The following is a 3,862-nucleotide window of genomic DNA, read 5'->3' on the forward strand; positions in this document are numbered from 1 at the left end:
CCTGGCTGCCCACCGGCGCAGCCAGCGGCGACACCATCCGGAGCTGGATCTCCAGCCTGCACATGGCCACGCTCTGGGGGCGGCCATTCAAGGCCTTCATGTGCGTTCTGGGATTGCTGGTGGCCATGCTCAGCGTCACTGGCACAGTGATCTGGATGAAGAAGCGCCGCGCCAAAGCGAAGGTGAAAAAGCGAAGGTGAAAGCCAGACGTACCTGAGGCCAAAGGCATTGCAGCCGGCAGATCGCGCCGGCTGCAATGCCCCGCGGTTCAGACTCAGGCTCAAGCCTTCTTCAACTGCTCCCGGATCGGCAGCGCGCGGATGCGACGGCCGGTAGCCGCAAAGATCGCATTGCACAGCGCAGGCGCAATGGCCGGCATGGCCGGCTCACCGACGCCGCCAAGCGGTGCGTCGAACCTGCCCGGCACCAGATGCACATGGATCTGGCGCGGCGCCGAGGGCGCGCGCATCACCTCGTACTGGTGGAAGTTGTCCTGCTGGGCGCGCCCGTCCTTGAAGGTGATCTCGCCCGTGGTGGCCAGGCTGATGCCCATGATGCAGGCGCCTTCGACCTGCGAGCGGATGCGGTCCGGGTTGACCTGCGCGCCGCAGTCCACCGCCATGTCGATACGCGGCACGCTGATGCTGCCGTCATCGGCCACCGCCACTTCGATCACCGCCGCCACGTAKGTCACGAAGCTGTAGCAGACAGCTAGCCCCAGCCCGCGTCCCTTCGGCAGCGTCTTGCCCCAGCCGGCTTCGCGCGTGGCCAGTTCAATCACGCCGCGCAGGCGGCCGATATCAAGAGGATACTGCTGCGGCGATTCGCCGTAGTTCCAGGTATCGGACAACTGCGTCGGGTCGATACGGCGGTCCGGGCCGAGCAGCGCCAGCAGGTAGTCGCGATGGTCGCGCCCTGCCGCCGTCGCCAGTTCGGCCGCGAACGATTGCACGGCGAAGGCGTGGGGGATGTTGGACACCGAGCGGAACCACCCGATGCGGGTGTGCGCCTCCACCTCGGGGTTTTCCACGCGCACGTTGGGAATGTCGAATGGCATGTTCACCGCCGACATGCCAAGCTCGAACGTGGCTTCGTTCTTTGCGCCGGCCACGAAGGTGGACGTGATGGTGGAGGCGGCGGTGCGATGCAGCCATGCCTGCGTTTTGCCGTCGGTGCCGAGCATGGCTTCCATGTGCTCGACGGAAACGGTGTGGAAGTAGTCGTGATGCAGGTCGTCGTCGCGCGTCCACGTCACCTTGACAGGCTTGCCACCCATGGCCTTGGACAGCAGCGCGGCCTCGGCGGCGAAGTCCGGCTTGGACTTGCGGCCAAAGCCGCCGCCCAGCAGCGTCACGTGCACCGTGACGTCCTCCGGCTTCAGGCCGAGATGCCCGGCCACGGTTTCGCGCGTGGCCTGCGGCGCCTGCACCGACGTCCAGACTTCGCACTTGCCATCGGCGATGCGCGCCGTGGCAACCGGCGGCTCCATCGTGGCGTGCGCGATATGCGGCAGGTAATACTGCGCGGTAATGCGCTTGCCGGGGCCGGACAGGGCGGCCATCGTGTCGCCCTGGTTGCGCACCACCTTGCCGGGCTGGCTTGCGGCCTTTTCCATCGCGGCGCGGAACGCACCGGACTCGTAGCTGGCGTTGGGGCCATCGTCCCAGCGCAGCTTCAGCGCCTCGCGGCCCTTGATGGCCGACCAGGTATTGGTGGCAATCACCGCCACGCCGCCAAGGGGGTTGAACAGGGCGGGCGCGGGGCTGCCGGCCAGCTCCACCACCTTGATCACGCCAGGCACCTTCATCGCCTGCGTGGAGTCAACGCCGGCGAGCTTGCCGCCGAACACCGGCGGGCGCGCGATGACGGCGTACAGCATGCCGTCGAGCCGCACGTCGATGCCGTACTGCGCGCGGCCAGTGGCGATGTCGTGGCCATCGATGCTGCGCGTGCTGTCCTTGCCGATATAGCGGAATTGGGCCGGATCCTTCAGCTTGAGGCTGGCGGCAGCCGGCACGGGCAGGCGCGCGGCATCCTTTGCCAGCGCACCAAAGCCAAGGCTCTTGCCGCTCGGCACGTGGACCACCGCGTGGTTGCGTGCCTGGACTTCACTCACCGGCACATTCCAGCGGGCGGCGGCGGCAGCTTCCAGCATCATCCGCGCACTTGCGCCTACGCGCCGCATGGGCTCGAAGAAATGCCGCACGCTGCGCGAGCCGTCGGTGTTCTGGTTGCCGTAGCGGATTTCATCGCCGGGCGCCTGCACCACCAGCACCTGCGCCCAGTCGGCTTCGAGCTCGTCGGCCACCACCATCGGCAGGCTGGTGCGCACGCCTTGCCCCATCTCGGAGCGGTGGCAGACGATGCTTACCTTGCCATCTTCGGCAATGGAGAGGAACACCAGCGGGCTATCCACGGCGCCGCCAGGCATGCCGTCGCGGCCGTACTTCTTGGGCTCATCCGCTGCCAGCACGATGCCGTCCAGGCCAACAGTCAACGTCAGGCCGGCGAGGGCACCCATGCTCTTGAGCCAGGTGCGGCGCCCGGCAGATTGCAGCGTGCTCATTTGGCGCTCCTCTTGCCGGTCGGCTGGGCAGACGGCTTTGCAGTCACGCTCGATCCGGCAACGTGCTGGATGGCGGCGCGGATGCGCGTATAGGTGCCGCAGCGGCAGATGTTGCCGCTCATGGCCCCGTCGATGTCTTCTTCGCTCGGGTGCGGGTTGGCGTGCAGCAGCGCGGTGGCGGACATCAACTGCCCCGCCTGGCAGTAGCCGCACTGCGGCACGCCGAATTCCTCCCATGCGGCCTGCAAGGCCTGCCCGATCTTGTCGGCCGACAAGCCCTCGATGGTGGTGATTTTCTTGCCGGCTACCGCCGAGATCGGGGTCACGCAGGAGCGGATCGGCTGGCCGTCCAGGTGCATGGTGCAGGCGCCGCACAGGGCCATGCCGCAGCCAAATTTGGTGCCGGTCAGGCCGAGGTGATCGCGCACCGCCCACAGCAGCGGGGCGTCATCGGGCAGGTCGATCTTTTGCGGCTTACCGTTGATCGTGATGGTTCTCATGTTTTTTTGTGGGGGATGGTGCAACGGGGACGAGGGCTGGCGGACGAGCCAGGTGCCTGCGCTGCTTTGCGCAACGCGCATTGTGATGCCGGCGGCGGGCGTCGGGGAATGGCTGGCTCGGGATTTGTCAATTCCAGAAACTGGAATTGTGGCGATGCGAAGAGGTGGGACGGGGAGGAACCGGCCACCCCGCGCTGCGATCCAGGAATGCAGGAACGCCCCGTGGACGCCACAGCCACGGGGCTGTTTCCTGTGCCGGGACCGTCAGCTTGCGCTGCTGTCCCGGCGCCGCTCAATGCAGATGCGGCAGTACCTTGGTGTGCTCGGCCTGCACCGCTTGCAGCTCATGCGGCTTGAGTCCAAGCAACGCGAGAATGGTCGGCGCGATCTGGTTGGTCTGGACCGGTTCGTCGACGATGTTCTGGTCGATGCCTGCGCCCCATACAACGATGGGTACGTGACGGTCCTGCCTGGCATCACCGCCGTGTTCGGCGATCTTCGACAGTTTGCCGCCGGCCCAGACGGTACCTTGCTGCGCAATGCCGACGAGATCCGGCACGCGATCGTCGCCGCGCGCCACGCCGAATAGGTCAGCGGCTTCTTCGCCGGCGTAGATCTTGCTGACGCCCGCCTGGCTGAAGGCCTTGGCGATGGCATTGCCGGCAGCGTCGGAGCCGAGCCCGTTGCCGGAATAGCCGAGCAGGAAGCTCCTGGCAAAGCTGATGGCCGCGGGGGAGCGGTCGTTGAACCACATCAGGATCCCGTCATCGTCGATCGCATGGGCCACCAGATGGGA

Annotated in this window: 3 protein-coding genes and 1 pseudogene; 1 reads left to right on the top strand and 3 read right to left on the bottom strand. The window is 66.7% G+C overall.

The features are described from left to right. Positions 1-200 (top strand): PepSY domain-containing protein (locus tag AC1DS3_RS36330; protein ID WP_477129105.1); only part of this gene is annotated, 200 nt, incomplete at its 5' end. An 80-nt stretch (positions 201-280) separates the two neighbouring features. On the opposite strand, the gene AC1DS3_RS36335 is transcribed toward AC1DS3_RS36330, so the two are convergent. From AC1DS3_RS36335 to AC1DS3_RS36345, 3 genes and pseudogenes are all read right to left on the bottom strand, one after another. Further along, positions 281-2,566 (bottom strand): xanthine dehydrogenase family protein molybdopterin-binding subunit, encoded by a 2,286-nt coding sequence (locus AC1DS3_RS36335; protein WP_477109715.1) that lies wholly within the window; start codon positions 2,564-2,566, stop codon positions 281-283. Beyond that, a complete protein-coding gene (locus AC1DS3_RS36340; protein WP_441641522.1) occupies positions 2,563-3,066 on the bottom strand; it encodes a (2Fe-2S)-binding protein in 504 nt (167 codons plus the stop codon). The genes AC1DS3_RS36335 and AC1DS3_RS36340 overlap by 4 nt, the downstream gene beginning before the upstream one ends. A 292-nt stretch (positions 3,067-3,358) precedes the next feature. Further along, a pseudogene (locus AC1DS3_RS36345) lies at positions 3,359-3,862 on the bottom strand (alkaline phosphatase family protein); the annotation flags it as partial.

The sequence above is a fragment of the Cupriavidus sp. 01L46 genome, assembly GCF_056399905.1.